Source organism: Polynucleobacter necessarius (genome assembly GCF_900095205.1).
Taxonomy (GTDB): Bacteria; Pseudomonadota; Gammaproteobacteria; order Burkholderiales; family Burkholderiaceae; genus Polynucleobacter; species Polynucleobacter necessarius_E.
In genome coordinates, this window is record NZ_LT606951.1 from 316,976 (window position 1) to 339,957 (window position 22,982).

Genomic DNA, 22,982 nt, shown 5'->3' on the forward strand with positions numbered 1-22,982 from the left:
ATGGATGATTTTTCCCGACAAATTGATTTTTTAGAGCAACACTCAATGTATGCGCGACGCTGGCTGGTTGCGCACCCCGAGTGGCTCGAGTGGCTGCGTATTCAGGGGCAGAAAAAAGTCGACCTAGAGGACATTCAGCGCTTAATGGATGACTGTTTAGTAGGCCAACAGGCTGAAGAGCGGGATGAAGCCCTATGGATGTCTAATTTGCGCTTGGCAAGACAGCGTTTAATGCTATGGGTGGCATTTCGGGATTTAAATGGCATGGCTGACCTACAAGAGGTCATGCATGCACTGAGTCATTTTGCTGAGTTAGCAGTCTCCGTTTCGATTGCTTTTGTCCGCGAGGATCTCAAAAATCGTTTTGGCCTACCTTGGAGTCACTCCACAGACTCTGAGATGCCGCTGATGGTTGTTGGAATGGGTAAATTAGGCGGATTAGAATTAAATCTTTCATCAGATATTGACTTAATATTTTTGTACGAGCACGAGGGCGAAACTACTGGTGGACCGAAGAGTTTGTCTAATCAGGAGTGGTTTACTCGAATGGGTAAAAGCCTCATTAGATTGCTTGCTGAACACGACGCAAATGGCTTTGTATTCCGGGTGGATATGCGCCTTCGCCCCAATGGGGATTCTGGTCCGCTTGTGTGTAGTCTGGACATGCTAGAAGAATATCTTTTGGTTCAGGGTAGGGAGTGGGAGCGGTACGCATGGATTAAGGGCAGGTTAATTGCGCCTTTACCGAGCTCTCTAGATTTTGCGCATTGCCATAAAGAGCTAGATCAGTTAATTCGCCCCTTCGTGTATCGCCGCTATTTAGATTACGGCGTGATTGCAGCCATTCGAGATTTGCATGCACAAATTCAAGCGGAAGCAGAGAAGCGCTTTTCCGGTCATCAGGGGCGCTTACGAGATATTAAGCTGGGGCGTGGCGGAATTCGAGAGATTGAGTTTCTTGCACAAATGTTCCAGCTCATGCGCGGTGGCACTGATCCTCGATTTAGAGTGCGCCCAAGTTTAGAAGTATTAGAGCTTATCAAGCAAAGTGGGATCTTGGATGGAGATGAGGTTGAGTCGCTGCAAGCGGCCTATATTTTCTTGAGGCGTTTAGAACATCGTATTCAAGTTTGGGATGACCAGCAAACGCATTATTTACCTGATGATGTGCAAGCTCGCTCACGCCTGGCAATATCAACGCAAGATCCAAACTCACAAGTAAGTGATTTTATTGCCGAGCTTGATCGTCATCAGAATAATGTTGCACAGCTTTTTGAGAAAGCCTTTCTATTGGATGATGGGGCACGTCTTGAAATAGTGCCATTAGCTCACAACTGGACACCTGATAAATCTTTTTTCCCTGAATCGTCTGGTCGTTGGGAGGCGTGGGTAGAAAGTCCAAAACAAAAGCTCTTGCCGGAGAAGAGTCGTTTAATTGTAGATAACTTGATGTGTAGCGCGGCGCACATCCTACAGAGCGGGGGAGCTGATTCTATTTATGCAGATCAAACCTTGTTGCGCTTCTTTGATTTACTTGAGGCAATAGCTAGGCGTAGCGCTTATCTTTCAATTTTGGCCGAGTATCCAAAGGCATTATCTAATGTGCTTGATCTGCTGAAATCTTCACAATGGGGAGCTCAATATTTAACCCGTCACCCACATTTATTGGATCACTTGCTGAACTCTCAGACCGAGAGGGCATTAATTGAAAATCCAGAAAAATATTGGGCGGAAGTGAGGGCTAATCTCAATATGAGACTGGATGATGTGATGTCTGAGGGTGATGGTTCAGAGCAAGCGATGGATATTTTGCGCGTTACTCATCACAATGAAACATTCGTTACTTTACTAACTGATTTGGGTATCGGGATGAAGCAAGCATTACCAGTAGAAAAGGTAAGCGATCATTTATCAGCCCTTGCTGACTTAATTTTGCAGGTCACATTTGAACGCCTCTGGCCAAGTGTGGCTAAAAAGTTTGAGTTATCTCCAGAAATCATTCCTCCATTTGCCATCATTTCTTATGGCAAGTTGGGCGGAAAAGAATTGGGTTATGCCTCTGATTTAGATCTTGTATTTTTGTACCAAGCTGAGGGGTCAGACTATGCTGCTCAGGAAGTGTATGCTCTCCTAGCTAAGCGAATGATTAATTGGCTAACAGCATATACATCGACAGGTAGTCTATTTGAAATAGACACCCGTCTTAGGCCAAATGGATCGGCTGGTTTTTTGGTGACCAATGCTGATGCTTTTAAAAAATACCAACTCCGTGAAGGAGATAACGCTGCTTGGGTATGGGAGCATCAGGCGCTCACTCGGGCGCGGTTTTCGGCTGGCAATTTAAATATCGGCGCATTTTTTGATTCAGTACGCTCTGAGGTATTAAGTCAGCGACGGGACATTGAGCATCTTCGTCATGAAATTTTAGAGATGCGTCGTAAGGTACATGCAGGTCACCCCAATACAAACGCAGAGTTTGATCTGAAGCATGATTCAGGCGGCATGGTTGATATCGAGTTTATTGTGCAGTTTCTGGTGTTGGCGTATGCGCATCAATATCCAAAATTGCTCGTTAACCTTGGAAATATCGCATTGCTCAGAATTGCTAGTGAAGTGGGTTTAATTTCCCCAAACCTTGCTCACTCAACTGGTGATGCATATCGCTTATTGAGGACGCGCCAACATCGTCTGCGTTTAGATGGGGCTGAAAAGACTCGCATCAATTTAGAAAATGAGCCTGAATTAATTGTTGCTAGAGATGCGGTTCAGACACTTTGGTTGCAAATTTTTAAAGCATCTTCAGATGGCGCCTAGCGGAGCTTAATGCCTCAGTAGGCTGCAGTTAATTTTGCCCTAGCAATTCGCGCGCATGACGACGCGTGGTATCGGTAATCGTTGCGCCACCAAGCATACGTGCTACCTCTTCAACGCGCTCAGCCCTGCCTAAAATCTGTACTTGCGATACCGTCTTTTCGTTGCTTTGTGTTTTGCTGACTTTGAGGTGATGATTTCCTTGGGCAGCCACTTGCGGCAAATGTGTGACGCATAAGATTTGATGTGACTGGCCTAATTGGTGCAAAAGTTTGCCTACGGTTTTGGCTGCTGCACCGCCAATACCAGCATCCACTTCATCAAAAATGAGCGTCGGTGTAAATGAGGCTTTGCTGGTAATGACGCTGATTGCCAAGCTGATACGAGCTAGCTCTCCACCGGAAGCTACTTTTGCGAGTGGGCGAGGGGTGCTACCCGCATGTCCTGCTACCAAAAATTCAATTTGCTCTAGACCATGAGATCCACCTTCTGAAAGCGGTGCTAAAGCGATCTCAAGACGACCCCCCGCCATAGATAAATCCTGCATCGCATCTGTTACAAGCTGACTGAGATCGGATGATGCTTGCTTACGTTTTTGTGACAGCTGTTTGGCTAGCTTGAGATATGCGGCTTCCTCTTGCTTCACTTTCTCGCGGAGAGCATCAATATTCTGAGAGGCGGCTAGGGCATCTAAGCGCTCCGAGGTTTCATTTAGGAGTGTTGGGAGCTCATCCGGTTCAGTGTGATATTTTCTAGCAGTGCTGTGCAGGGCTTGCATACGCTCTTCTACTTGTGCAAGTCGCGCAGGATCTAAATCTAACTTTTGAAGATAGCGATTGAGACCATGAATAGCTTCATCTAATTGGATATTGGCTGATTCCAATGCTTGGCTTATGTCACCGAGACCTGGAGCATGCTCAGCTAATGCGCCGACAGAACTACAAACCTTAGTTAAGTTGGATTCAAGCGAGTTATCTGCATCACTTAAAATATTGATAGCCTCTTGACACCCTTCAATCAGCTTAGCACCGTTGGCTAGTTTTGTATGCTCTCCTTGAATGCTGATCCATTCACCAACTTGTGGTGAAAGCTCAGTTAATTCTTCAAGTTGCCACTCTAGGCGTTCTCGTTCGCGTTCGATATTTTGCCCAGCGTTCTCAGCTTGCTCTAGACGGCGACGAGAGTCGGCAACAGTTTTGAATGATTGTGCAACTTCTGTGGCAAGCGGCAACAAGCCTGCATGTCGATCGAGAAGTTCACGTTGCGCGCCACTCTTTAATAAAAGTTGATGTGCATGTTGCCCATGAATATCGACGAGTTGGTCGCCAGCTTCTCTTAGTTGGATTAAGGTGGCAACGCTACCATTAATAAAGGCACGGCTCCGTCCATTGGACTCGACTGTTCTCTTGAGTAGCAGGCTTTTGCCCTCATCCTCCAGCGGGAACCCTTGCTCATCTAACCGATGGCTAAGTGATTTCACTTGCTCGGTGTTAATTCGAAAGAGAGCAGAAATTTCCGCGCGATTACTGTTCTCACGAATTTGACTACTATCGGCACGTTCGCCAAGAACTAGACCAAGAGCATCAAGAAGAATAGATTTGCCAGCGCCGGTTTCCCCGGTAAGTACCGTAAAGCCTGAAGCAAAATCTAATTCAAGATGGTCAACAATGACAAAGTCACGAAGTGAGATGGTTTGAAGCATGTATTAGCGTAGTAAAAAACTCGACATCAGAATGTCGAGGGGTATTCATTCCAATGCAGTTTCTCGCGCAAAGTTTTGTAGTCGCTATGATTGCTTGGATGTAGTAGCGCAATGGTTTTATCGGATTGACGTACTTCAATCTTGTCACTACTTTGTAGATTCGTTTGAGATTGCATATCAAAATTGACAATCACTTCTCGGCCATCAACAACTTCAATCACAGTAACGCTATCTTGAGGCAGAACGATTGGTCGATTAGAGAGTGAGTGTGGTGCAATTGGCGCCAATAAAATGCCTGCAACGTGCGGATGCAAAATAGGTCCGCCGGCCGAAAGAGCATAAGCAGTTGAGCCAGTGGGTGTTGAAACAATCAAGCCATCTGATCTTTGGTTATACATAAATGAGCCATTAACGTGCACCGCTAGCTCAACTATTCCAGAAATTCCAGAGCGGTTTACGACCACATCGTTTAAAGCCAAAGCGCGATTGATCTCTTTGCCTTCGCGCATCACGACTGCAGCAAGGAGGGTGCGTGTGTCGGCTTCATACTCCCCTGCAATTATTTTGGGTAGGATGGTCTGTACGGACTGAATAGGAATATCCGTCATATACCCAAGGCGACCCATATTGATGCCCACAAGGGGCACATTGCTTCCCGCTAGTTGACGGCCAATGCCCAACATCGTGCCGTCTCCTCCAAGAACAACAACCAAATCAATTGCCCCAGCAAAATCTTCAGCGGTTTTGATTGGGAAGTCTTTTAGGCCTAAATGTTGGGCTGTTGCGGCCTCTAGGAATACCTCGCAACCCAGATTTTGTACCAGCATGGCTAGGTCTTTGAGGTGCTCTTCAATGCCATCCGCATGGAATTTGCCGACGAGCGCAACCCGGCTAAATGCCTTCTTGGTGGAATTTGGGGATGAGCTTAACACATAACGATTAAACCATAGGCATAAAATCCCTTCCACCATGGATGAACGTTCCCGCGCACTGCTTAAAACCCTTATCGAGCGTTATATCGAGGAGGGCCAGCCTATTGGCTCACGGACTCTCTCCAGATTTTCGAGTTTAGACATCTCTGCAGCCACTATTCGTAATGTCATGGCTGATTTAGGGGAGATGGGGTTGGTCACCAGCCCACATACCTCAGCCGGTCGTATACCGACTCCCAGGGGCTATCGTTTGTTCGTGGATACCATGGTGACGGTTCGTCCCTTGGAGGAAATGGCGACTCGAGAGGTTGAAAAAGGGCTTTTACCTGACCCTCTCCACAGCGGGTCTTAAATTCTGCAGCTCAGATTTTGTCTAACTTAACCCATTTTGCTGGGGTGGTGATGACGCCTAAACGTACCCAGGTTTTTAAACATATCGAGTTTTTGCGTCTAGGTGAAGGCAAAATTTTGCTGATCATGGTGACTCCCGAGGGGGATGTGCAAAATCGTATCTTGCCGACGACTCAGGATTACACACCTAGCCAACTGATCAAAGCGGGTAACTTTATTAATACCCAGTTTGCAGGAAAAAGTTTTGATCAGGTTCGTGCGCATCTTATTTTATTTCAGACTTAGATAATTTACGCGCTGATATTTCTGGATTAATGGCTTTAGCCCTGCAAAGCGGTGTTACTGATTACGATCGAGGTGTTGCTGGAATGGTGTTGTCCGATGAGCGTCGTTTGCTAAATGTTGGAGACTTAAATTCCAATCTCGATAAGTTGCGCAAAATGTTTGATATGTTGGAGCAGAAATCAGTGCTCATGCAATTGCTTGATGTTTCGAGTCATGCGGATGGCGTTCAGATATTTATTGGTGGTGAGAGTGATTTACTGCCATATGAGGATTTAGCTGTGATCAGTGCCCCATATAGCGTTGATGGCCAAATTGTAGGAATGCTTGGTGTGATAGGGCCTACTCGAATGGCTTATGACAGAGTCATACCGATAGTAGATATCACTTCTAAATTATTGTCTGGAGCGCTTAGCTCTTAATCGTTTACTTATAACTGTTTATTTACTAGAGACAACTTATCTTGAATCAGAACCCGCATCTACGTGTATCCAAAACAGCAGTCTTAATATTAAACTTAGGCACACCATCAGCGCCAACGCCTAAAGCAGTGCGCGCTTATTTGAAGGAATTTCTCTCGGATCCTCGTGTTGTGGAAATTCCGCGAATCATTTGGTGGTGTATTTTGAATGGCATTATTTTGCCAATTCGCAGCAGTGCATCTGCGAAGAAGTATGCATCTATTTGGTTGCCAAAATTAGGTTCACCCTTAATGCATTACTCTCGTTTGCAATACAAAGAGCTTGGCGAAAAATTTGCTAATGAGGGACATACTGTTTTGGTGGAATTAGCGATGCGTTATGGTGATCCATCAACACAATCTGCGCTTGAAGCCTTAAAGGCTCAGGGGATGGAGCGTTTATTACTTCTCCCTTTATACCCTCAATATTCAGCCACTACTTCGGCATCTAGTTTTGATGAAGTCTTTCGTGTTTTAAGCACTTGGCGTGATCAACCTGAGTTACGTTTAGTAAAGCATTACCACGATAATCCCGCTTATATTGCCGCTTTACGCGATCAAGTCTTAACGCATTGGGAAAAAGATGGGCGCCCAGATTTTGATCAGGGTGATCGATTTGTAATGTCTTTTCATGGGTTGCCGAAACGCAATTTAATGAAAGGCGATCCCTATCATTGTGAGTGTCTGAAAACAGGGCGTTTACTGGGCGAATCTCTCGGTTTAGAGCCGGGTCAATATATCGTTACCTTCCAGTCTCGCTTTGGAAAAGCCGAATGGTTAAAGCCATATACTGCGCCGACTATTGAAAAGTTAGCTAAAGAAGGTTGTCAGCGACTCGATATTTTCTGCCCGGGATTTCCAGCTGATTGTTTGGAAACGCTGGAAGAGATCGCCATGGAGGCTCGCGAAATCTTTTTGGAGCATGGTGGAAAAGATTATCGCTACATTCCCTGTCTTAACAGCAGCTCAAAGTGGATTGAGGCTCTAAGCGAAATCGCCCATCATCATTTGCAGGGCTGGTCTTTGGGGGGTTGAGTCTGAAGCTGAATTAGCTAAGCGCAATGAAAGAGCGGAATTAGCTGAAAGAATGAAGGCTTGAAATTGCTGGGAATGACCCAATATTGCAAAGTAATACCTACTCACATAGCAAAGTAAAATAGTTTCCATGACACAAGAAAATCAAAATCCAACTCCAGAGCAAGAAAATCCTGCTGCTGATCCGGCTGCAACCGAATCTGCTGCCACTGAGCCTGCTGCTGTTAAAACTCCTGAGCAAGAAATCGCTGAGCTCAACCAAAAAATTGGTGAGTTGCAGGACAATTTTTTGCGGGCAAAAGCAGAGGGTGAGAATATCCGTCGCCGTGCTGTTGAAGATATTGCTAAGGCGCACAAATTTGCAATTGAAAGCTTTGCAGAGCATTTGGTACCGGTGACAGATAGTCTTTATGCTGCATTAAGTACTGATGCTGGGGATGCAAAAGCTTTTAAAGAAGGTTTAGAAATTACCCTCAAGCAATTACTTTCTGCCTTTGAAAAGGGTCGAATGACCGAAATAAACCCTGCAGTAGGCGATAAATTTGATCCTCACCACCATCAGGCCATTGCTTCGGTGTCTTCTGAACAAGAGCCAAATACTGTGGTTTCAGTGCTCCAGCGAGGTTATACGGTGGCAGACAGGGTCTTAAGACCCGCTTTAGTGGCCGTTAGCGCCCCAAAATAGGTTAATAAGCCAGGGGGAAAGCCCCAAAAAATGCATAAAAAGGGCAGATTTCTGCCTTTTTTGCTATTTATCCCCTTGAATTCCTCTTTTTTGACCCCATTTATTGAATATTGAAATATTTAGCCGTCCAACATAACAACTTAATTTTTTGGAGCCATTATGGGAAAGATTATCGGTATCGACTTAGGAACCACGAATTCATGTGTTTCAGTCGTAGAAAACAATGCACCTAAAGTTGTCGAGAATGCCGAAGGCGCTCGCACAACTCCATCCATCATCGCTTACGTCGAAGATGGCGAAGTATTGGTTGGTGCGCCTGCAAAGCGTCAGTCAGTAACCAATCCTAAGAACACTATCTACGCAGTGAAGCGTCTGATGGGCCGTAAATTTATTGATCCTGAAGTGCAAAAAGACATTGGCCTTATGCCATACGCAATTATTCAAGCTGACAATGGTGATGCTTGGGTTGAAGCACGCGACAAGAAAATGGCGCCACAACAAGTGTCCGCTGAAATTCTGCGCAAGATGAAAAAAACAGCTGAAGACTATCTCGGCGAAGAAGTGACAGAGGCAGTCGTTACTGTTCCTGCTTACTTTAACGATAGCCAACGTCAAGCAACCAAAGATGCTGGTCGTATTGCTGGTTTAGATGTGAAGCGCATCATTAATGAGCCAACCGCAGCTGCTTTGGCCTTTGGTTTAGACAAACAAGATAAGGTAGATCGCAAGATTGCTGTATATGACTTGGGTGGCGGCACCTTCGACGTATCCATCATTGAGATTGCAAACGTTGACGGCGAGAAGCAATTTGAAGTGCTCTCTACCAACGGCGATACTTTCTTAGGTGGTGAAGACTTTGACCAACGCATCATTGATTGGATCGTTACCGAGTTCAAGAAAGAGCAAGGTGTTGACTTGAGTAAAGACGTATTGGCATTGCAGCGTTTGAAAGATGCTGCAGAAAAAGCCAAGATCGAATTGTCATCCGCCCAACAAACAGAAATCAACTTGCCTTATGTGACAGCTGACGCTAACGGTCCTAAGCATTTGAACTTGAAGTTAACCCGTGCGAAATTGGAATCTTTGGTTGAAGAGTTGATTAACCGCACGGCTGGCCCTTGCTTAACCGCAATTAAAGATGCCAGTGTGAATGTTGCGGATATTGACGACGTGATTTTGGTCGGCGGTCAAACTCGTATGCCTGCGGTTCAAGATAAAGTGAAAGAAATCTTTGGTAAAGAGCCACGTAAGGACGTTAATCCAGATGAAGCGGTAGCCGTTGGTGCAGCAATTCAAGGCTCTGTCTTGTCTGGCGATCGTAAAAACGTATTGCTCTTGGACGTTACACCATTGTCATTGGGTATCGAGACTCTTGGCGGCGTGATGACCAAGATGATTCCGAAGAACACTACGATTCCTACTAAGCATTCACAGGTTTACTCTACCGCTGAAGATAACCAGCCTGCCGTGACCATTAAATGCTTCCAAGGTGAGCGTGAGATGGCTGCTGCCAACAAGTTGCTTGGCGAATTTAACCTTGAAGGGATTGCTCCAGCGCAACGTGGTATGCCACAAATTGAGGTGACCTTTGACATCGATGCTAACGGTATTTTGCATGTAACAGCAAAAGATAAAACTACTGGTAAAGAGAACAAGATCACCATCAAGGCAAACTCTGGCCTAACCGAAGAAGAAATTCAACGTATGGTTAAAGATGCTGAAGCCAATGTTGCGGAAGATAAAAAAGCGCTTGAGTTAGTAACTGCACGTAACACTGCTGATGCTTTGGCTCACTCTACCAAGAAGGCTTTGGAGGAGCACGGTGCTAGCTTAGAGGCTTCTGAAAAAGAAGCGATTGAAGCCGCCCTCAAAGACTTGGATGAAGCAATCAAAGGTAGTGATAAGGAAGCAATTGAATCAAAAACAGAAGTTTTGGGTAAAGCTAGTCAGAAGCTAGGCGAAAAGGCCATGGCTGCTGAACAGGCTAAAGCTGGTGGTGCCGCTCCTGGTGGCTCAGCCCCTGGTTCTGCTCCTGATGCGGATGTAGTTGATGCAGATTTCAAAGAGGTTGATGACAAGAAGTAAGTTTGTAATCAGACATTCATTAACGCAGTTTTGACGTACTTAAATAACAAGTCGGCCTCGTGCCGACTTGTGTCATTCAGGTTGTTGAGAGGAATAGGCCGTGCCTAAAAGTAAACGCGATTTTTATGAAGTGCTTGGTGTAGCAAAAGGTGCCAGTGATGAAGAGCTGAAAAAAGCCTATCGCAAATTGGCTATGAAGCATCACCCAGATCGCAACCCAGATAGCAAAACATCCGAAGCCCAATTTAAAGAAGTCAAAGAAGCTTACGAAACTTTAACCGACCCCAATAAGCGCGCTGCTTATGATCAATACGGTCACGCTGGTGTAGATCCTTCAATGGGCGGCGGATTTGGCGGTGGTGGCGGTTTTGCAGATGCTTTTGGCGATATTTTTGGCGATATCTTCGGCCAAGGTGGTGGTCGTCATTCCGGCCCCCAAGTTTATAAAGGCGCTGACTTGCGCTACAACATGGATATCACTCTTGAGCAGGCCGCGGAAGGTTATACAACTCAAATTCGTGTGCCAAGTTGGAGTAATTGCAAGCCATGTCACGGTACGGGTGCTGAACCAGGAACCAAGGCGGAAAAATGTACTACCTGTGATGGTCATGGCCAGGTTCGCATTCAGCAGGGCTTCTTTTCAATGCAACAGACTTGTCCAAAGTGTCGCGGCACAGGCGAGTACATACCAAAGCCTTGCAAAACATGCCATGGTAGCGGTAAACATAAAGAGCAAAAAACCCTTGAGATCAAGATACCAGCAGGTATTGATGATGGCATGCGAGTACGCTCGTTTGGCAATGGGGAGCCCGGTATTAATGGCGGCCCATCTGGCGATCTCTATGTAGAGGTGCATGTAAAGCCTCATAAAGTATTTGAACGTGATGGCAGTGATTTGCATGTCCAAATGCCAATCTCTTTTGCGACCGCAACCATTGGTGGAGAAATAGAAGTGCCAACCCTTTCGGGACGTGTTGAGTTTCCGATTCCTGAGGGAACTCAAACTGGTAAAACATTTCGCTTACGTCACAAGGGGATTAAGGGCTTACGCTCCACTTTAGTGGGCGATCTTTTTGTTCACGTTTTCGTTGAGACGCCTATCAAACTGACGGAAGAGCAAAAGAAATTACTGCAGAAGTTTGATGACAGCCTGAAGTCTGGTGGCGATAAGCACAGCCCACAGCAAAAGGGTTGGTTTGAAGGTGTGAAAAGTTTCTTTAGTTAAGGCTGGCAGGAACAGGCCTAGCCAGCAAATCCATGCTCAGATCCGGGAAATTTTCCGGACTTGACTTCACGAACGTAAGCTTTGATCGCTGCCTCAATTGAATGGTGGCCATCCATGAAGTTCTTTACAAACTTTGGCGGCTTACCGGGGCTGATGCCGAGCATCTCTTGCAATACCAATACCTGTCCGGAGCATTCAGGGCCAGCGCCAATCCCGATGGTAGGAATATAGAGTCCTGCGGTAATTCTTTCACCCAATGAAGAAGGAATGGCTTCTAGCACTACCATTTGTGCCCCAAGCCGCTTGGGCCAGCGCTTGCTCGAGCATGACGTGGGCTGCGTCTTTGGATTTTCCTTGAACTTTGTAGCCACCCAATACGTGAACGGATTGGGGCAGTAATCCTAAGTGCGCACAAACCGGTATGCTGCGTTCTACCAAGTGACGAATTACATCTACTTGCCAGTCACCACCGCCTTCAAGTTTGACCATGTTTATGCCAGCACGCATCAACTGGGCGGATGACTCTAATGCCTGAAATGGATCACCATAGCTCGCAAGGGGAAGGTCTGCAATTAAAAAAGCATGAGTATTAGCGCGGGCTACACACTCAGTGCGATAAGCCACTTGTTCTACGGTAACTGGCGTTGTACTGGAATGTCCTTGAATGACGTTACCCAAGGAGTCGCCAATCAGAATCGTTTCAACCCCGCAACGATTTAAAAGGGCGGACATAGTTGAATCGCATGCCGTCAGCATAGAAATTTTTTCACCCTCGGCATGCATCGCGAGGAGCTTGGTAATTGTGATTGGCTTATCGCCTTGTAAGTAACCCATGGCGAGAGTTTAATGAATTAATGCGCCGATTGGCTATAAAAGTCTTTTTCACCGCAACTGCGGTTCCTGCAGGCTAATCTTTCAATTCTTTGGTGTGCAACTTGAGGCAAATAGGCCTTGAGTTCGCCCCAATTGGGTAAAAAGATATCTGGGGCTATTTCAAGAAGGGGGAGGAGCACGAAAGAGCGCTCAATAATCTTGGGGTGTGGCAACATCAATTCTGTTTCATTTTGAGTTACCCCCTCATAAGACAGAATGTCTAGATCCAGTGTACGAGATGCATTTGCGTATGGGCGCTCCACGACCAAATTCCTGCTCAATCGCTTGGCAAACATCCAATAGGCCATAGGGGCTTAACTGAGTATCTACTTCTATGACGGCATTGATATAGTCACCACCAGCAGCTTCAACGGGCGCGCTTTGATAAAAACAGCTTTTTGCCACAATGTGGACTTCGGATCGCAATGCCAGGCAAACAATCGCATTAGTAATGAGCTGACGCGTGTCGCCAATGTTGCCGCCAAATCCGATATATGCCCGTGCCATATGTTTCCAAACTAAAGATGAAACTACTTTACTGAAATTTCTCTAAGTTTGCTTAGCTCGCTGCACTTTCTGGAGGCATTATTGATTTTGGCTTTCTACGACGCCGTCTTTTTGTCGTATTGGAGCCGTTGCTGGGCTCACTTTTGACGCTGATCATCAACGCATCTTGACCGGCTGGGTCGGCCGCAATGAAGTCGGTCCACCATTGGCCAACCGCAGGATTCAGTTCCCCAGTAGCACAACGCAGCAACATAAAGTCATACCCTGCTCTAAAACGGGGAGATTCAATTAAACGGGATGGGTAGCGACCTACACGCCTCTCAAAGCGGGGTTGCATAGCCCAAATCTCGCGCATATCACTTTCAAAGCGGCGTTGGATTGTGACGCTATTACTTTGGGTGGCGATCGTGTCGTCCATTGCATCATGAAGCGCAGGAATATTGGTCATACCTTTAGCGGTATTGGCCCGCCAATTTTTTAGTAAATCAGGCCAAAGTAGGGTTGCGAACAAAAATCCAGCGGAAACACTTTTGCCAGATTGAATGCGTTGGTCAGTGTTGGCCAAAGCAAGCTTTACAAAATGATTCGCTCCCTTGGAGTCTTCGCCGTCATCGAGAATATGATCCAGTAGAGGTAGAAGTCCATGATGAAGGCCAGCTTCCTTTAGTCCTTGAATCGCTGCCCATGAGTACCCAGACATTAAAAGCTTCAGAATCTCATCAAAGAGTCGAGTAGAGGGAACATCGTTTAGTAACTTTCCAAGCTTTGCAATCGATTCGCGAGTGGCGCCATCCAATTGAAAACCAGTTTTAGCTGCAAAGCGAATGGCCCTGAGCATACGCACAGGATCTTCACGATATCGCTTGGCAGGATCTCCAATCATGCGCAAGGTTTTCTTTTGCATATCCGCCATACCGCCGTGATAGTCAAGGATGGTCTCAGATGAAGGATTGTAATACATTGCATTAATTGTGAAGTCACGTCTTGCGGCATCTTCACCTTGAGATCCCCAAACGTTATCTCTTAGGATTTGACCGCTTTCGGCGACATGGTCTCCAGCTTTATCCAATAAGGCTCTGAAGGTCGAAACTTCGATAATTTCAGGGTGACCTTTGCCAAAAAAAGTAACGTGCACTATCTGAAAGCGACGGCCAATAAGGCGAGCTTTGCGAAATAGCTTTTGTACTTGATCGGGTGTTGCATTGGTTGCTACGTCAAAATCTTTCGGGCTGATTCCTAATGCCAGATCTCGAACAGCACCACCAACAATAAAGGCTTCATAACCTGCTTGCTGTAGTGTGTTGGTAACCTTTACTGCATTTTTAGAAAGCAAGTGAGGATCAATGTGATGTGCTTTTTTGGGAATGCGTTTTGGAGCACCAGTATTGTTGGCCTGCGTATGTTTGACCATGGGGTCACGTCGCAGAATGCGTTTAATAAATTTTGTGATCATGCGAACAATTCAAGAATAGGCCAGTTACGCTTATTCGCCTCATTGCGAAGACGATCATCTGGATTTGTGGCAACAGGATGACTGACCTTTTCCAACAAGGGAAGGTCGTTCATGGAATCAGAATAAAAATAACTGTATGGCAAAGTATCTAATGATAATTTTTGAGAGGCTAACCAATCGTGAAGATTTTGTATCTTGCCTTCGCGAAAATTAGGGATGCCTTTAACTTCCCCGCTGTAGTTGGCTAAAGGCTGATTTTCTATAGTGGCCGGCTCTGTGGCAATCAGACGTTCAATACCAAAACTTTCAACAATTGGGTGAGTGACAAAGCTATTAGTAGCTGTAATTACACAACAAAGATCACCCGCATCTTGATGCCGCTTTACAAGATCAACGGCTTCTTGGCGAAGTTGACCATGAATTACCTCCTTCATAAAAGTATCGTGCCACTCTTTTAGCTGTGCCCGGGAGTGTTCAGAAAGCGGCTTCAAAGCAAAGCGTAGAAATTCATGAATATCCAGCTTCCCCTCTTTATAGTCCTGATAAAAACGTTCATTTTGGCGAGCATAGTATTCGCTATCAACAACGCCGATGCGAGCCAAAAATTGACCCCATTCGTAATCACTATCGCAAGGTAAAAGAGTGTGGTCTAAATCGAAAAGGGCTAGCTGAGTCACGTATTGAATATTGAATAAATTATTTGGGCTGTAAGAGTTCGCGCACTAGAGGTAAGGTTACAGCACGTCTTGTTTCTAGTGAATAAGCATCTAATGCGTCAATTAATGCCATTAAGCTCGGCATATCTCGGTAAAAGCGATTTAAAAGCCATGGCAAGACCTCAGGAGATAAAACAAGCCCACGTGCTTTGGCTGCCTCGCTTAATGCCTGTATTTTCTCATCATCATCCAGAAGTTGCGTCTGAAAGACTAAACCCCAGCCCAGTCGTGTTCGTAAGTCTTCTCTAAGCTTTAAATTTGCAGGAGCTTCTTTGCCCGTCATAAAAATATGAATTGCCTTGCTGGCTTGGATTACGTTGAGGATACGAAATAGTGATCCTATAAGCCGGTCATCGAGATGATCTACATCATCTACGGTGATGACTGATGGGGTATCACTTTGCGCCATCGCGCTGATATTCTCTTCAAGTCGAACCCATGAAGCTGGCTCTGTCGAACTGAGGGAAACGTGTTTTAAGCCCGCAAGTTGAGCTGCGTTTCCAATCGCATCGAGTAAATGGGTGCGCCCAGAACCCTCGGGCCCCCACCAGTAAATCCAGCGCTGATTTAATGGGTTGTTAGAAACTTCCGTAGTGGGTGTACCCCAAGATTGCTCGATATCTTTTAAGGCTGAAATTAATGCGAGATCTTTTCCAGGCAGATAATTTTCTAAGCTAGCAGTAGGTGAGTGGCTGATATCTAGCGCAAATTGTTTAGGGAGCGGGAGTGTATTCATTGCTACCAAATTTATTTTTGATACCAAGAGCTTTGTGTATAGACTGACCAGAGATACTTAACTAGCACTAGGCTCACTGCACTAATTGGCAGTGCTAGTAAGACGCCGAAGAAGCCAAACAACTTGCCGAATAAAAGCAAAGCAAACAAGACTGCAACCGGATGTAAACCGATACGCTCACCGACAAGACGAGGTGTTAAGAAGAAGCCCTCTAGGAATTGTCCAATACCAAACAAAATCAGAACCATAATAATTTCGCCGCCTGGGCCAAATTGAAGAAGTGCTGATACGGTGGCTAGCGTAAGACCTAAGGTAATACCAATATAGGGAATCACAATCATGAGAGCAGTGAAGACACCAAGTGCTGCAGCACCTTTGACACCAATCAAACTTAATCCAGCGCTGTAATAGATTGCCATGATTGAGATCACAATCAACATGCCGCGTAAGTATTGTGAAAGCAATCCATCGGTATGCATCGCCAAGTGATGAACAGTTTCTTGGGCGCGAACAGGAACAAGACTTTTTACTAAGCTAAAAAAATGATTCCAGTCCATCAATAAATAAAACATCACAAAAATAATCAGCACCGCATTAACAAATCCAGCGATCACAGAACTACCAGACATCAAAACAGTGCTGATGGTTGAAGACATCAAACTGTCAGCGTTGTCATTAATATGCTCAGTAATTTTTTGGGTAGCGCTTGCTTTGAGGGTGCCCCAATCAACATCAATGTGAAATTCACTGAGTTTTGGGCCTAGCCAGGCCTGAGTATTCGCAATCCAATCAGGAAGTTGGGCTTTAATGAGGGGGATCTCATACCTAAGAAGGCTAATTAGCAGGCTGAGGATGCCTAATAAGAGGGTAATGCCGACAAGCATGGATATGGCTGCGGCAAGCGCTTGGGGTACGCGGCGCTGCTCAAGCCATAAGCAAACAGGGCGTAGGGCATACGCCAGAATGAATGCGGTGAGAAAAGGGGTAAAAATTTCGGCCATCTTGCTTCAATCTTCTAGAATTCAATGATTCTACTGACGAAGTAGTATTTTTTACTAATATTCCGGCTTCTGACATGACTTCATCTACTAATTCTTCCTCAAAAGGCCTTTCCTACCGTGACGCTGGCGTTGATATCGACGCTGGGGACGATTTGGTTGATCGTATTAAGCCGCTAGCTAAGAAAACCATGCGCGAGGGCGTTTTGGCTGGGATTGGTGGCTTTGGTGCCCTTTTTGAGGTGCCTAAGCGCTACAAAGAGCCGGTATTGGTATCAGGCACCGATGGAGTGGGTACCAAGCTCCGATTGGCTTTTGAATGGAATCGCCATGAAACCATCGGCCAAGACTTGGTGGCAATGAGCGTCAATGACATCCTAGTGCAGGGCGCGGAACCCCTCTTTTTCCTAGATTACTTTGCTTGCGGCAAGTTGACTGTGGATACGGCGGCAACGGTCGTTGGTGGTATTGCCAAAGGATGTGAGCTATCTGGCTGTGCATTGATTGGTGGCGAGGCAGCAGAAATGCCCGGCATGTACCCACCAGGTGAATATGATTTGGCTGGTTTTGCAGTGGGCGCTGTTGAAAAATCTAAAATCATTGCCGGAGCGACGATAGTTCCTGGTGATGTAGTGTTGGCCATCGGCTCTAGTGGCGCACACTCCAATGGTTATTCATTGGTGCGCAAGATTATTGAGCGAGCGGGTGCAAAGCCAAGTGATGATTTAGGGGGCCGTTCATTGGGCGACGTCGTGATGGCGCCAACCGAAATTTACGTGAAGCCACTTCTCAAATTGATTTCTGAAATCAATGTAAAAGGTATGGCGCATATTACTGGCGGTGGTTTGGTAGATAACGTGCCCCGTGTGCTTCCAGCAAATACGCAAGCAGTTTTGCATCGCGATAGCTGGCAAATGCCAGAACTCTTCCGTTGGTTGCAAATGAAGGGTGGCGTAGCAGATGTTGAAATGGTGCGTGTATTTAACTGCGGCATTGGGATGGTTGTCATTGTGGCGCCTAATGAAATGGACGCTGCAATCCAATCATTAACCGCTCAAGGTCTCAAAGCGTGGACGGTTGGGGAAGTGGTTGAGCGTCCGAAAGACGCACCTCAAACTATCGTAATTTAATTTATCTGCTGAAGTTTTCTTTGCAGTAGTTCAGGGCCGCCTTCAACTCCTCAGGGTTGAACGGGTCGAATGTTTTTCTTCCCTCAATGGCGCGCAGCCATGTCAATTGTCTTTTGCCAAGCTGCCTGGTTGCAGCTAAAGCTTTGTAGCGCATTTGATCAGCGTCTATTTGTCCATTTAGGAATTCCCAAGCTTGTCGATAACCCACCGAGCGAATCGCTGGTAGGTCAGCGTGCAATCCAGTGTTGGCTCGCAGAGTTTTGACTTCATCGATAAAACCTGCTGAGAGCATTTCATCAAACCGTTTTTCTAAATTGAGGTGCAATCGCTTCCGATCGCTTGGCTCGAGAGAAACTAAATTAATCCACGGTGGAATGGTAGAATCTTCTCTACCATCTTCGCTCGGTGAGTCGGCGAGGAGCGCGGACATTGGTTTGCCGGTGATTTCAAAAACTTCTAATGCACGCTGTACTCGTTGTGAGTCATTCGGCTTTAAACGAGCAGCAGTTTCCGGATCAATCTTGGCGAGCTTATCGTGCATCGCTGGCCAGCCAATTAATTTACCTTTCTCATCTAAGCTAGCCCGTATTTCTGGATTTGCTGGGGGTAATGAAGAGAGTCCATACGCCCATGCACGCCAGTACAACATGGTTCCGCCGACGACGACTGGAATATTGCCTCGTTCGCGAATCTCTGTACAAAGTCGTTTTGCGTCCTTGGCAAACCGAGCTGCTGAATACACCTCAGTAGGCTCAATAATGTCTATCAAGTGGTGAATAACAGCAGCTTGCTCTGCTTTTGTAGGTTTAGCGCTGCCAATATCTAAACCGCGATAGACCAATGCAGAATCCATGCTGATAAGTTCAATGGATAAGCCAATAGATTTAGCGTACTCAGCCAAGCTCATGGCGAGATGAGTCTTGCCTGCGCCTGTAGGCCCAACAATACAAAGAATCGGGGCTTCGTTTGGAGTATGCTTTGGCTGAATGTAGGGTTCAGTTGGCATACCCGATTTTAAGAGCCTGTTAATATCCGCAACAATCAATTAGTTTGAGAGTGATTTGATGGAAACCCTTTTGCAAATCAGTGATTTATTACTACATATTGATAAACATCTGGATGTGGTGATACAGCAATACGGCCCTTGGGCATACGGCCTCTTATTTGCCATTGTTTTTGCAGAGACGGGTTTAGTAATTGCACCATTTTTGCCGGGCGACTCTCTTTTGTTCATTGCGGGCGCTTATTGCGCTACCGAGCATTTCAATATTTGGACCTTATGCATTGGTTTATTAATTGCGGCAGTAGCTGGTAATACGGTGAACTATTTCATTGGTCGCTGGATTGGAAAAAGAGTCTTTAGTAGTCAATCGCGCTGGATTGATCAGGGTGCCTTATTAAAGACACATGCTTTCTATGAAAAGCATGGTGGTAAGACCATTATCCTTGCCCGTTTCTTGCCAATCATTCGAACTTTTGCGCCCTTTATTGCAGGTGTATCGGAAATGAATTTTTCACGTTTCCAGTTTTTTAATATCACCGGCGCTGCACTATGGGTTTTTGGACTAGTGATTGCTGGCTATTTCTTTGGAAATATTCCTATTATTCGGCAGAATCTGAACGTGATCGTATTAGTTGGTGTAGGCGCGGCTGCTGTACCAGTTTTATTTGCAGCGCTTTACAAGATTTTTCAGCGTAAGAAAAACTAATATAGAAAATTAGTTAAAGAGCTAAAGCCAAAGTTCATTGCTTTAGTGCAACTTGGTTTGGCTTTCGAGGGTAGCAATGTGCTTACGAATATCGCTTGCATCTTCTGCCTCGGGCAATTCACTGAGATAGCGGTGCATATCTGCTAAAGCAGGACGCAAATACTCGAGCTGAGCAAAGATTAATCCTCGGTCACGAATCTCTTCGATGGAGTCTGGCAGCAGAATCACTAAACGCTCCTGAATGCCTAGTAGTCGCTCCCAGCGCTCGTGCTCGGAGTAAATCATTTTGAGATTTTTTAAATAGCGCAACAAAATTTCTCTCGAGCTAGAAGCGCGTAAGAAGATATTCAGAGGCAGGCTGAGTTCACCCCGATAGCCCTTGTGGCATCAAGATATGGATCTAGCATCTCCTGTAGTTGATTCTTAGAGAGAGAATCGCCAGTTAAGGGATCCATGATTACTTTACCTTGTTGTAAAGATATGCGTATCATGAAATGATTTGGAAAAGAGACGCCACGAATTTTTAAGCCGATTTGATTACCTAATTCAATCATCAAAATAGCAAGTGAAATCGGAATGCCTCTACGATTCTCAAGCACATAATGTAAATAAGAATTCTCAGGTGCGTAAAAATCATTCGGGTTTGGACCAAAACCCAATTCAGTGTAAAAAATGCTTCAGAATTTGTAATCGCTGAATAGGCGATGTGTCTGGGATTATATGCAGCTTTAATTTATTTCCCAATTGATCAAGATGATCCAGCACCCCTTGTACATCTAAGTCAGGGTAAGCATGTTGCGCAAACGGCGATCGCTGCCTCCGTTAAAGGGAGGTGTTCGTCTTCGGCAACTAAGGATGTGAAATAGTCGAGTTGTTGTGTTGGCATAAGTCTATTTTGCATGACGCAAGAATTTTTGCCAGCGAATTCCAACCAAACCCAGGGATGCAAAGTAAACAATAGCAGCGATGCCTAACCACGCTGCTACAAGCCCTATACGAAGCCAAGGTTCAGCCTGTAAGGCAATCCAATTATGTGCAGTAGCCGCATAAAATAGGACTGCCGTGAAAGGAATGAGGGCCAGAAGCAATTGACCCAAGTACTTTATCCAGCCGGAGTTGGGTAGCGCTCCGCGCCGATGTAGGCCTATCCATAACAATGCTGCGTTGAGGCAGGCGCCAGTGCCCACAGACAGCGCAAGTCCAGCATGACCAAGCCAAGGAACAAAGATGAGATTAGCCAACTGTGTGGCTACTAATACGAGCAAACCAATCTTGACCGGAGTGCGAATATCTTGACGGGAATAAAAGCCTGGCGCCAAAATCTTTACAAGAATTAAGCCAATTAACCCAACACCATAAGCCGCCAATGCACGTTGTGCCATTAAGACATCCAGTGCATTGAATTTACCGTAGTGATACAAAACAGCCGCCAGCGGTTCGCCAAAAATGAAGAGTGCGAGCGCACAAGGTGCGGCCAATAAAAAGGTGAGCTGTAAGCCCCATATGAGCAATTCACCAGCATGTACTAAATCATTCTTGGCGTTGGCTTTACTTAGGCTGGGCAAAAGTACAGTGCCTAACGCAACCCCTAAAAGCGCTGTTGGAAACTCCATTAAGCGATCTGCATAAGATAGCCAAGAAACACTACCCGCTTGAAGGCGTGAAGCAATATTGGTATTAATGATCAGCGAGATTTGAGCGACTGACACCGCAAATACAGCGGGGCCCATTAATCGCAATACGCGTCTTGCATCTGGATTGTTGACAGCAGCTTTAATTGCGCTAGGCAATAAGCCAATGTGTGGTAGCAAACCAATCCGCGATAAAGCCGGGATTTGAATGGCTAATTGCAATACGCCACCAAGAAGGACTCCAATACTCAAGGCATAAATGGGTTGCTCAAGATGAGGCGCTAAAAATAGAGCGCTGCCAATGAGAGCTAAATTCAGCAGAACTGGGGTGAAGGCTGGAATGGCAAAGTGCTGAAATGTGTTCAGAATCCCTGCTGAGAGCGAAACCAAGGAAATTAAGCCTATATAAGGGAACATGATGCGAGTCATGACCACGCTGGCCTCGTATGCTGGGCCCCCTTTAAAGCCGGTTGCAATCGCTAAGATCAGTACTGGGGCACCAATAACGCCAGCCAATACCGTGATGAGTAAAGCCCAAAATAAGAGGGTTGAAACGGCGTTGACGAGGATTTGGGCCTGTTTTTGATCCCCATTGCTCGAGATTTCGCCCAAAATGGGTACAAAAGCCTGAGAAAAGGCCCCCTCTGCGAATAGTCGACGCAGTAAATTTGGTAGTCTAAAAGCCACATTAAAGGCGTCCGTCCACTCGGAAGCCCCGAAACTACGGGCAATCAGGGTCTCCCGGAGCAGGCCTGTAATACGGGACAGCATGGTTAGGGAGCTAACCTTGGCAGTGGCAGAAAGCAGGTTCATGAGCCGATTTTCACCTATTTATGAGTCGACTGGGCTTTTTTGCCCCTTTAAGGTAAAATCTTGGGTTTTGGCGAGCTTGCTTAAGAATCAATCTAGCAAGTCCGCGAGATTTTTAACTAATCGCATTTTGCAATTTATAGAGGCAAGGTTTAAAGATGGCCAATACAGCACAAGCGCGTAAGCGTGCACGCCAAGCAGTAAAACAAAACGAACACAATTCCAGTTTGCGTTCAAAGCTTCGTACTTCCATCAAGGCAGTTCGCAAAGCGATTGAAACTGGTGATAAAGTTGCGGCAGCTAAAGTATTTGCAGCAACTCAATCAACAATCGACAAGATTGCTGATAAAAAGATCGCCCACAAAAATACTGCAGCTCGTCAGAAGTCACGTTTGTCTGCAGCTATCAAGGCGATGGCGTAATGCAGATTTAGTTTTAGGCTGATCGATTCATTTCGATCTAAGCCCGCTCCTTATCAGAGCGGGTTTTTGTTTTTAAGACTGGGCTGGGTTTGTTGGGTTGAACTCACACGCCTCTTCGATTGGTAGGCTGTTGTCTTTGGCAAAGTTCATGACAAAGTCTAGTGCTCGAGGATCAAGATCCCCCAGTCTAGTATCAATAAATAACAACGCATTTCACTTTTGCAATAAGCACTGATCTGACATAGGGTGAATAAGTGAAGCGAGGGTCCCCGGAATCACCGGGTGGGCGAAAAGTAGCCATTACCCCGCACAGACGCTCCGCCCAATCGTTGGGCCGAAATGGTTTGCCAGAAGTGGTAATGCCTTGAATGAAAAGCTTTTTGTGGTTCAAGTTCGCGTAATGATGGTCGTAAGAAATAGTGTTGCTAA

At 45.8% G+C, this 22,982-nt stretch carries 18 protein-coding genes and 4 pseudogenes; 9 read left to right on the forward strand and 13 right to left on the reverse strand.

Annotation, left to right across the window (positions count from 1 at the left end; all coding sequences use genetic code 11):
• Nucleotides 1-2,814, forward strand: a complete 2,814-nt coding sequence (gene glnE / locus DXE37_RS01700) for a bifunctional [glutamate--ammonia ligase]-adenylyl-L-tyrosine phosphorylase/[glutamate--ammonia-ligase] adenylyltransferase (protein WP_114636371.1) — start codon at nt 1-3, stop codon at nt 2,812-2,814.
• Nucleotides 2,815-2,842: 28 nt separating this feature from the next.
• On the opposite strand, the gene recN is transcribed toward glnE, so the two are convergent.
• Complete coding sequence (gene recN, locus DXE37_RS01705; protein ID WP_114636372.1) at nt 2,843-4,513, reverse strand: DNA repair protein RecN; 1,671 nt, start codon at nt 4,511-4,513, stop codon at nt 2,843-2,845.
• Nucleotides 4,514-4,539: 26 nt separating this feature from the next.
• A complete protein-coding gene (locus tag DXE37_RS01710) occupies nt 4,540-5,484 on the reverse strand; it encodes an NAD kinase (RefSeq protein WP_415066551.1) in 945 nt (314 codons plus the stop codon).
• Between DXE37_RS01710 and hrcA the strand changes: the two are divergent.
• From hrcA to dnaJ, 5 genes and pseudogenes are all read left to right on the forward strand, one after another.
• A pseudogene (gene hrcA, locus DXE37_RS01715) lies at nt 5,483-6,500 on the forward strand (heat-inducible transcriptional repressor HrcA). The gene DXE37_RS01710 and the pseudogene hrcA sit on opposite strands and share 2 nt — an antisense overlap.
• A 41-nt stretch (nt 6,501-6,541) precedes the next feature.
• Nucleotides 6,542-7,573 (forward strand): ferrochelatase, encoded by a 1,032-nt coding sequence (gene hemH / locus DXE37_RS01720; protein WP_114636373.1) that lies wholly within the window; start codon nt 6,542-6,544, stop codon nt 7,571-7,573.
• A gap of 130 nt (nt 7,574-7,703) precedes the next feature.
• Nucleotides 7,704-8,258, forward strand: a complete 555-nt coding sequence (grpE, locus tag DXE37_RS01725; RefSeq protein ID WP_114636374.1) for a nucleotide exchange factor GrpE — start codon at nt 7,704-7,706, stop codon at nt 8,256-8,258.
• 159 nt (nt 8,259-8,417) lie between these two features.
• Entirely contained in the window at nt 8,418-10,343 is a 1,926-nt protein-coding gene (gene dnaK, locus DXE37_RS01730) for a molecular chaperone DnaK (protein WP_114636375.1), read from the forward strand.
• Nucleotides 10,344-10,443: 100 nt separating this feature from the next.
• Entirely contained in the window at nt 10,444-11,568 is a 1,125-nt protein-coding gene (dnaJ, locus tag DXE37_RS01735) for a molecular chaperone DnaJ (protein WP_114636376.1), read from the forward strand.
• Nucleotides 11,569-11,585: 17 nt separating this feature from the next.
• Here the strand turns inward: dnaJ and panB are convergent.
• The 7 genes and pseudogenes from panB to DXE37_RS01765 form a co-directional block, all read right to left on the reverse strand.
• A pseudogene (panB, locus tag DXE37_RS01740) lies at nt 11,586-12,402 on the reverse strand (3-methyl-2-oxobutanoate hydroxymethyltransferase).
• Nucleotides 12,403-12,419: 17 nt separating this feature from the next.
• Nucleotides 12,420-12,749, reverse strand: coding sequence for a 2-amino-4-hydroxy-6-hydroxymethyldihydropteridine diphosphokinase (locus DXE37_RS14180; RefSeq protein ID WP_415066555.1), 330 nt, complete (start codon nt 12,747-12,749; stop codon nt 12,420-12,422).
• Entirely contained in the window at nt 12,646-12,948 is a 303-nt protein-coding gene (locus tag DXE37_RS14185) for a 2-amino-4-hydroxy-6-hydroxymethyldihydropteridine diphosphokinase (RefSeq protein WP_415066557.1), read from the reverse strand. Before DXE37_RS14185 ends, DXE37_RS14180 begins: the two co-directional genes overlap by 104 nt.
• A gap of 52 nt (nt 12,949-13,000) precedes the next feature.
• The gene (gene pcnB / locus DXE37_RS01750; protein ID WP_114636377.1) at nt 13,001-14,401 is read right to left on the reverse strand and encodes a polynucleotide adenylyltransferase PcnB; all 1,401 of its coding nucleotides are present in this window, start codon (nt 14,399-14,401) and stop codon (nt 13,001-13,003) included.
• On the reverse strand, nt 14,398-15,078 hold the full coding sequence (locus DXE37_RS01755) for a histidinol-phosphatase (RefSeq protein ID WP_114636378.1): 681 nt from the start codon (nt 15,076-15,078) through the stop codon (nt 14,398-14,400). The genes pcnB and DXE37_RS01755 overlap by 4 nt, the downstream gene beginning before the upstream one ends.
• Before the next feature lie 19 nt (nt 15,079-15,097).
• A complete protein-coding gene (gene hda / locus DXE37_RS01760) occupies nt 15,098-15,853 on the reverse strand; it encodes a DnaA regulatory inactivator Hda (RefSeq protein WP_114637507.1) in 756 nt (251 codons plus the stop codon).
• An 11-nt stretch (nt 15,854-15,864) separates the two neighbouring features.
• Complete coding sequence (locus DXE37_RS01765; RefSeq protein WP_114636379.1) at nt 15,865-16,854, reverse strand: AI-2E family transporter; 990 nt, start codon at nt 16,852-16,854, stop codon at nt 15,865-15,867.
• 74 nt (nt 16,855-16,928) lie between these two features.
• Between DXE37_RS01765 and purM the strand changes: the two genes are divergently transcribed.
• The gene (gene purM / locus DXE37_RS01770; RefSeq protein WP_114636380.1) at nt 16,929-17,981 is read left to right on the forward strand and encodes a phosphoribosylformylglycinamidine cyclo-ligase; all 1,053 of its coding nucleotides are present in this window, start codon (nt 16,929-16,931) and stop codon (nt 17,979-17,981) included.
• Between the two features lies 1 nt (nt 17,982).
• Here purM and miaA read toward each other — a convergent pair whose 3' ends face one another.
• Nucleotides 17,983-18,987, reverse strand: a complete 1,005-nt coding sequence (gene miaA / locus DXE37_RS01775; protein ID WP_114637508.1) for a tRNA (adenosine(37)-N6)-dimethylallyltransferase MiaA — start codon at nt 18,985-18,987, stop codon at nt 17,983-17,985.
• 58 nt (nt 18,988-19,045) lie between these two features.
• On the opposite strand from miaA, the gene DXE37_RS01780 reads away from it, so the two are divergent.
• Nucleotides 19,046-19,690, forward strand: a complete 645-nt coding sequence (locus DXE37_RS01780; RefSeq protein WP_114636381.1) for a VTT domain-containing protein — start codon at nt 19,046-19,048, stop codon at nt 19,688-19,690.
• Nucleotides 19,691-19,732: 42 nt separating this feature from the next.
• Here the strand turns inward: DXE37_RS01780 and DXE37_RS01785 are convergent.
• Nucleotides 19,733-20,576 (reverse strand): annotated as a pseudogene (locus tag DXE37_RS01785) (SirB1 family protein).
• A gap of 4 nt (nt 20,577-20,580) precedes the next feature.
• A complete protein-coding gene (gene murJ / locus DXE37_RS01790) occupies nt 20,581-22,134 on the reverse strand; it encodes a murein biosynthesis integral membrane protein MurJ (RefSeq protein ID WP_114636382.1) in 1,554 nt (517 codons plus the stop codon).
• A 155-nt stretch (nt 22,135-22,289) separates the two neighbouring features.
• Here murJ and rpsT point away from each other — a divergent pair, with 155 nt between their 5' ends.
• A complete protein-coding gene (gene rpsT, locus DXE37_RS01795; RefSeq protein ID WP_114636383.1) occupies nt 22,290-22,553 on the forward strand; it encodes a 30S ribosomal protein S20 in 264 nt (87 codons plus the stop codon).
• A gap of 72 nt (nt 22,554-22,625) precedes the next feature.
• Here the strand turns inward: rpsT and DXE37_RS01800 are convergent.
• Nucleotides 22,626-22,944, reverse strand: a pseudogene (locus DXE37_RS01800) (DUF3579 domain-containing protein).
• Nucleotides 22,945-22,982 lie beyond the last annotated feature (38 nt).

What these genes read in the sequence shown, in the direction of transcription:
- glnE (WP_114636371.1), top strand. Translation starts at nt 1, where the DNA reads ATGGATGATTTTTCCCGACAAATTGATTTTTTAGAGCAACACTCAATG.
- recN (WP_114636372.1), bottom strand. Translation starts at nt 4,513, where the DNA reads ATGCTTCAAACCATCTCACTTCGTGACTTTGTCATTGTTGACCATCTT.
- DXE37_RS01710 (WP_415066551.1), bottom strand. Translation starts at nt 5,484, where the DNA reads ATGGTGGAAGGGATTTTATGCCTATGGTTTAATCGTTATGTGTTAAGC.
- grpE (WP_114636374.1), top strand. Translation starts at nt 7,704, where the DNA reads ATGACACAAGAAAATCAAAATCCAACTCCAGAGCAAGAAAATCCTGCT.
- dnaK (WP_114636375.1), top strand. Translation starts at nt 8,418, where the DNA reads ATGGGAAAGATTATCGGTATCGACTTAGGAACCACGAATTCATGTGTT.
- DXE37_RS14180 (WP_415066555.1), bottom strand. Translation starts at nt 12,749, where the DNA reads ATGGCCTATTGGATGTTTGCCAAGCGATTGAGCAGGAATTTGGTCGTG.
- DXE37_RS14185 (WP_415066557.1), bottom strand. Translation starts at nt 12,948, where the DNA reads ATGGCACGGGCATATATCGGATTTGGCGGCAACATTGGCGACACGCGT.
- pcnB (WP_114636377.1), bottom strand. Translation starts at nt 14,401, where the DNA reads ATGATCACAAAATTTATTAAACGCATTCTGCGACGTGACCCCATGGTC.
- hda (WP_114637507.1), bottom strand. Translation starts at nt 15,853, where the DNA reads ATGAATACACTCCCGCTCCCTAAACAATTTGCGCTAGATATCAGCCAC.
- DXE37_RS01765 (WP_114636379.1), bottom strand. Translation starts at nt 16,854, where the DNA reads ATGGCCGAAATTTTTACCCCTTTTCTCACCGCATTCATTCTGGCGTAT.
- purM (WP_114636380.1), top strand. Translation starts at nt 16,929, where the DNA reads ATGACTTCATCTACTAATTCTTCCTCAAAAGGCCTTTCCTACCGTGAC.
- miaA (WP_114637508.1), bottom strand. Translation starts at nt 18,987, where the DNA reads ATGCCAACTGAACCCTACATTCAGCCAAAGCATACTCCAAACGAAGCC.
- DXE37_RS01780 (WP_114636381.1), top strand. Translation starts at nt 19,046, where the DNA reads ATGGAAACCCTTTTGCAAATCAGTGATTTATTACTACATATTGATAAA.
- murJ (WP_114636382.1), bottom strand. Translation starts at nt 22,134, where the DNA reads ATGAACCTGCTTTCTGCCACTGCCAAGGTTAGCTCCCTAACCATGCTG.
- rpsT (WP_114636383.1), top strand. Translation starts at nt 22,290, where the DNA reads ATGGCCAATACAGCACAAGCGCGTAAGCGTGCACGCCAAGCAGTAAAA.